The 5198-nt window shown below is 35.6% G+C and carries 7 protein-coding genes; 3 read left to right on the top strand and 4 right to left on the bottom strand.

The genetic code is table 11. The features are described from left to right. Positions 1 to 304 (bottom strand): transposase (locus F823_RS0110160; protein ID WP_019595411.1); only part of this gene is annotated, 304 nt, incomplete at its 3' end. A 116-nt stretch (positions 305 to 420) separates the two neighbouring features. On the opposite strand from F823_RS0110160, the gene F823_RS0110165 reads away from it, so the two are divergent. The 3 genes from F823_RS0110165 (at position 421) to F823_RS0110175 (ending at position 3101) form a co-directional block, all read left to right on the top strand. Beyond that, a complete protein-coding gene (locus F823_RS0110165) occupies positions 421 to 1500 on the top strand; it encodes an alpha/beta hydrolase (protein ID WP_002842883.1) in 1080 nt (359 codons plus the stop codon). A gap of 155 nt (positions 1501 to 1655) precedes the next feature. Then, positions 1656 to 2309, top strand: a complete 654-nt coding sequence (locus F823_RS0110170; protein ID WP_019595758.1) for a metal ABC transporter ATP-binding protein — start codon at positions 1656 to 1658, stop codon at positions 2307 to 2309. Between the two features lie 9 nt (positions 2310 to 2318). Next, positions 2319 to 3101: a metal ABC transporter permease gene (locus F823_RS0110175; protein ID WP_002846525.1), complete on the top strand. Its 783-nt coding sequence runs from the start codon at positions 2319 to 2321 to the stop codon at positions 3099 to 3101. Between the two features lie 58 nt (positions 3102 to 3159). Here the strand turns inward: F823_RS0110175 and F823_RS0110180 are convergent, their stop codons facing one another. The 3 genes from F823_RS0110180 to F823_RS11280 form a co-directional block, all read right to left on the bottom strand. Continuing rightward, complete coding sequence (locus tag F823_RS0110180; protein WP_002846526.1) at positions 3160 to 4518, bottom strand: hypothetical protein; 1359 nt, start codon at positions 4516 to 4518, stop codon at positions 3160 to 3162. Then, complete coding sequence (locus tag F823_RS0110185) at positions 4496 to 5017, bottom strand: RNA polymerase sigma factor (RefSeq protein WP_002846527.1); 522 nt, start codon at positions 5015 to 5017, stop codon at positions 4496 to 4498. Before F823_RS0110185 ends, F823_RS0110180 begins: the two co-directional genes overlap by 23 nt. Next, positions 5014 to 5198 (bottom strand): hypothetical protein (locus F823_RS11280; protein ID WP_026333388.1); only part of this gene is annotated, 185 nt, incomplete at its 5' end. The genes F823_RS0110185 and F823_RS11280, both read right to left, overlap by 4 nt.

Consider the following 5198-nt stretch of genomic DNA (forward strand, 5'->3'; position numbering starts at 1 on the left):
ATTTTTTATATTTGTTAACCCATTGATAAAGAATATTTGTATTTATTCCAGATTTAAGTGCTGTTTCTTCGTAAGAATTTCCTGCTAATACTTTTGATACAAGCTTAAACTTTTCTTCTGCACTCCACTTTTTATTCTGTTCATTGTGTTTAAGGATTTCTTCTCCATGAAAATCTACAAGTTTGCTCCAATATCTAATTTTGTCTCTAAACGTACGAGGTTTAACACCTTCTGGTGTTTCCATCCACTTTCCTTGTTTGTATAGTTCTACGCATTCTTTTTTGAATTCATAACTATATCGCATAAAAATACCCTCCTTACTGGTTTGTCCAGTAAAGAGGGTACATATCAAATTACCCTTTGTGTCTTTTTTTATGTGCTATAATAATTAGATGAAGAAAATTAGTGGGGGAGGATTCTATGTTTAAGTTAAAAAAAGTGGCTCTTGTCTTATTGGCTGTGCAATTGTGCCTTGGTATGACGGGAGTTGTGAAGTCTCAAGCTCTGGGTCTTCCTTCAAGTAAAACAGCAGACTACGATAAAAGGATAGTGATATGGGACAAGCCAGTGGGTTACAGTAAAAAGACAAAGATCGAAGATATGAAATTGGATAGGGCCAGTATACGACCTAGTCTCTCCTTTTCTTCAGGCATAGTAGGAGAAAAATTTAAGGATGTAGAGGAAGCCCTTGATACATTTACCTATCATAGTGAGATCAAACCTGGTTATGAAAGTGAGAGGTATGACGACAAGCCTTATCTGATACCATACAGGGTTTCAAATAGCGACAAGGCAGTTATAATAATACCGGGTGGAGGATTTGTATTTAAGACTATAGATGGGTCTCAAGCTGAGGGTAAGGAAGTGGCAAAGAGCCTTCAGATGAGGGGCATAAATGCCTTTGTACTCCATTATAGGTCAAATCCATACAAGTATCCAATACCCCAGTTAGATGTCCAAAGGTCTATAAGATACCTTAGGCACAATGCCCACAAGTATGGCCTAGATAAAAACAAGATCAGCCTACTTGGTTTTTCAGCGGGAGGGTGTCTAGTAGGTCAGCATATAAATATAGTAGCCGGCAAAGATCTATTCCCCAAGGACTATACAAGGGATGATGTAGATAGGGAAAAAGACCATATAAAGACAGCCGCTATGATATATCCATGCCTTACCTACCAGTACAATGTACCTATGTTGTTTGCCAGCTTTGATGCTCAAAGTCTGAGGGATGACAAGAAAAGGGAGGCTATACTCAAAATGTTAGACCTACCTAAAAATATAGGGTCAAAATCTGTGAGTCAGTTTATATCGTATGGAACCAAGGATAAGATTGTAAATCCAAAGGGAACTCAAAGATATATAGCTAGTTTAGTTAAAAAAGGAGGCTCTGTAAATGTTGTGGTTGCAGAGGGCAAGAAACATGGATACAAGCAGGATGAATATATGTACGAGTATATAGGCTGGTTAACTAGCAAGCTAAGAAAATTAAACCACTAAAAAAGGGGTATAAATTATTTCTAGAGTAAGATTGTTTATAGAAATAGGATAACTAGATGCAAAACAGTGGCGATTGGTGTATAATATATATGGTGAAGTCATTCTTGAATAAGTAATTTGCAAGATTTATGAGTTTTAATAATTTGGAGAAAATAATGAATAAAATAATAGAAGTCAAAGACCTGTCCTTTAAGTATGACAGGGATTACATATTTGAAAACTTGAATTTTGATATCTATGAGGGAGACTTTGTAGGCATTATAGGAGCCAATGGTGCAGGTAAATCAACCCTTATCAAGCTTATTTTAGGTCAGTTAAGGCCGACTAATGGAAGTGTCAGGATTTATGGGGAGGATCCCCAGCTAGCCAAGTGTCTCAGCTCTGTGGGTTATGTACCCCAGGTGGGCAGGGCTAGGGGAATGGATTTTCCAGCTAGGGTGTCAGAGATTGTAATGATGAATATGTACCAAGAGATAGGTCTCTTTAGGTTTGTAAAGAAGCACCACAAGGAGGCTGTTAGGCGTGCCCTTGAGATGGTGGGTATGGAAGACTTTGAAAATAGGAGGTTTTCAGACCTATCAGGTGGTCAGCAGCAGAGGGTTGTAATAGCCAAGGCCATCGTCAACAAGCCTAAGATACTCATAATGGATGAGCCTACAACGGGCATAGACAAAAAGTCTGAAATAGTATTGTATGACCTATTGAAGATGCTACAGGAAAAAGAAAATCTTACTATAGTCATGATTTCCCATGATATAGAGAAAATAAAGAAATGTTCCAACAAGATTGTGGAATTAGAAAGTGAGTAGAGCGTAACCATGTTAGAATATGAATTTATGAGAAAGGCCTTTGTCGTAGGTTTGCTACTGGCTACGATTATACCATGTATAGGTGTTACTATAGTCCTAAAGAGACTGTCCATGATGGGTGATGCCCTGTCTCATACATCTCTTGCAGGTGTTGCGATGGGACTTTTATTAGGTATAAACCCTATCTTGGGGGCCATAATTGTAACGGTTGTTGCAGGTTTTGGAGTGGAATTTATAAGAAAGAAGTTTCCTAAGTATGCAGAGATATCCATATCTATAGTCATGTCGGCAGGTGTCGGTTTGGCTGGTATCTTGTCTGGGTTCACCTCTAATTCAGCAGGATTTTCAAGCTTCTTATTCGGTAGTATAGTTGCAATTACAGATTTTGAACTCTATCTAGTGGTAGTACTTTCAATACTTGTTATGGTGGCCTTCATAGCCCTGTATAAGGAACTAATGCATATGGCCTTTGATGAGAGTGGGGCTAGGATAGTTGGTATACCAGTTAAGACTGTTAACTTTATATTTACTATACTTACAGCCCTTACAGTTGCTATAGCATCTAGGACGGTTGGTGCACTTATAGTGTCATCGATTATGGTCATACCGGTGGCTTGTGCTATGAGGTTTTCATCCTCATACAGGATGACAGTTATACTAGCAGTTATATTTGCCATCGTATTTACCATAATAGGTCTTACCATGTCTTTTTACTATGGTCTAAAGCCAGGAGGTACGATAGTTATGGCAGGAGTTATAACCTTGATTGGTTCTATGATTATAAAAAGATAAAAAGTTTTATTGATTAAAAGGAGATGGCTTGTCCATCTCCTTTTTGAGTAGTTATATATTATTTTTTTCTTGTAGAGCTATAAAGCGATAATTTATCATCTAGTATAGACACCCTATCTACAAGGTCATCTTCAAGTATCTTTAAAAGTGTATTTTTATCAGCTACTATTGTGTACAGGTTTGTTTTTAGTGTATTAGATTTCTCTATGTCATCTTTGTATCTATAAAAATCTCTATTGAATGGATATATATCTTCTTTCTGCTCTGGGTCACCAATTTTTTGACTTCTAAAGGACAATTCTCTGGTATATTTATCCACTTCTATTTCTTCGTCATAATATTGTTGAGTTTGTACTATAGAACAAAATGTATTGAATATATCCCTATTTTTTTCTATAAGCTTTAGCTTGTTTAGGTATGCTTTTTTAAGGCTAGCTTCTGTCATTTTATCGATATCATCACGTATAGTAATTACCTCGTATGATTGGTCAATGCTTCCGTCATCCAATTTAGTACTTACAGGTGTTTTCTTATACACCATTTCTGGTCTAATTCCAAGCTCAGTAGTTGAGGAAATTAATTTAGACCTATTTTTTGTTTTAAGAAAAAGATTATTCTCCTTTTTTATAGAATCATATTCTTCATCAGAAACTACTCTTAACCAAATTGGTTCCGCATCATATTTGTTGTTAAGGTTTCTTAATAGGTTAAGAATAGGGCTTGGCTCTTTTAAACCTATACTTGCATATAGAAGTGTAGAATCAGGAAGATTTTTTATATTTTCTATTGATTCATTTTTGTTATTAGGGTCATATGGATCCATACTTAATATAATGTCACTTTCCACCTCCCCTCTTATATACTTTATATGGTTAGAATCAGGCCGTATCCTATCTGTTATAGACTTGTTAAAAGGGCCATCAATATTTAGGTAAAAATCGTACCTACCATATCCTCGATCCCTCATACCAAGATAGGATAAGCTATTTGATGGGTTTGAAATTTCAATAAAGGTCTTAACCATTTCACTTAGGTCACTCTCTAGCCAGTTTTTGTTAATGGAGTTATCAATAATTGGTGCATTTTCTGTGAAAAAACCTATAGTACCATACCAAAATTTTTTCAAACCTGTAGTAATTTTATCTTCAATGGATTGGTTTATTGGTTTACCAGCAGATAGGTCTACAAAGTTTGGATAGAAGGACTTCACTATTGGGTTTATCAAAATTATAAGTGTAAAGATTAAGAGTGATATATTTATAAGTAATGATTTTGTTGTCCTAACAATCCTTTTTTTGATTTCCTTGTCTATCAATTCCTCTAGTTTTTTTTCTAGCTCTAGATTTTCCTCACTGTCAAACATTTCTTCAAACTTGTCTAGTTCAGGGTCTATACTATTTTCTTTTTTGTCTGTCATATCTATCACCTATATTCCTTTCCTCTAGTATTTTTTTCAGGTTTTGTCTAGCCCTTGACCGTATTTTTCTTATATTCACCTCGCTAGTTCCGATTATTTGGGATATTTCCTTGTCTGTGAGCTGCATATATATTCTATACATTATTACAGATCTTTGGTTGATTGGGAGCAAGGATATGGCGATGGCAATTTCCCTCATATTTTCCTCTTCTATCAAGATGTTGATAGGGTTGTCATCTGAGTGGAGCTTGTCAAATACAAGTTGTGGGTCATCTACAAATTTTGCCTCATGTCTAATATGGTTTAAAAATTCGTTTTTTAAGACCTTGGATAGCCAAAACTTAAGACTGCCCCCCGGCTTATATGACAGGTAGGCTTTTGTGAAAGTATTCTGCACAAGTGTTTCTGATAGGTTTGGATCTCCACACAGTGAAAGGGCATAGATATATAGGTTTTTGTGGTATTGGCTGTATATTTTTTCAAAGTCAGTCTTCTTCACATTTTCCCTCCACTCTTGTGTGGTTTCATAATTATACCTAAAATAGTAGTGCGAAATTTGTAATCGATTATTCTTTCTATAAATATAACACAGATATCTTTTGTTTGTGACATCAAAATATATTTTTCGTAAATTGCAATATCAATTTGTACACTTTTTTGCCACTCTTGCAAAAATATCG

Origin of the sequence: Peptostreptococcus anaerobius VPI 4330 = DSM 2949, from assembly GCF_000381525.1 — a bacterium.
Classification (GTDB): domain Bacteria; phylum Bacillota; class Clostridia; order Peptostreptococcales; family Peptostreptococcaceae; genus Peptostreptococcus; species Peptostreptococcus anaerobius.

Coding starts and splice junctions, on each gene's coding strand:
- F823_RS0110165 (WP_002842883.1), top strand. CDS start 421: ATGTTTAAGTTAAAAAAAGTGGCTCTTGTCTTATTGGCTGTGCAATTG.
- F823_RS0110170 (WP_019595758.1), top strand. CDS start 1,656: ATGAATAAAATAATAGAAGTCAAAGACCTGTCCTTTAAGTATGACAGG.
- F823_RS0110175 (WP_002846525.1), top strand. CDS start 2,319: ATGTTAGAATATGAATTTATGAGAAAGGCCTTTGTCGTAGGTTTGCTA.
- F823_RS0110180 (WP_002846526.1), bottom strand. CDS start 4,518: ATGACAGACAAAAAAGAAAATAGTATAGACCCTGAACTAGACAAGTTT.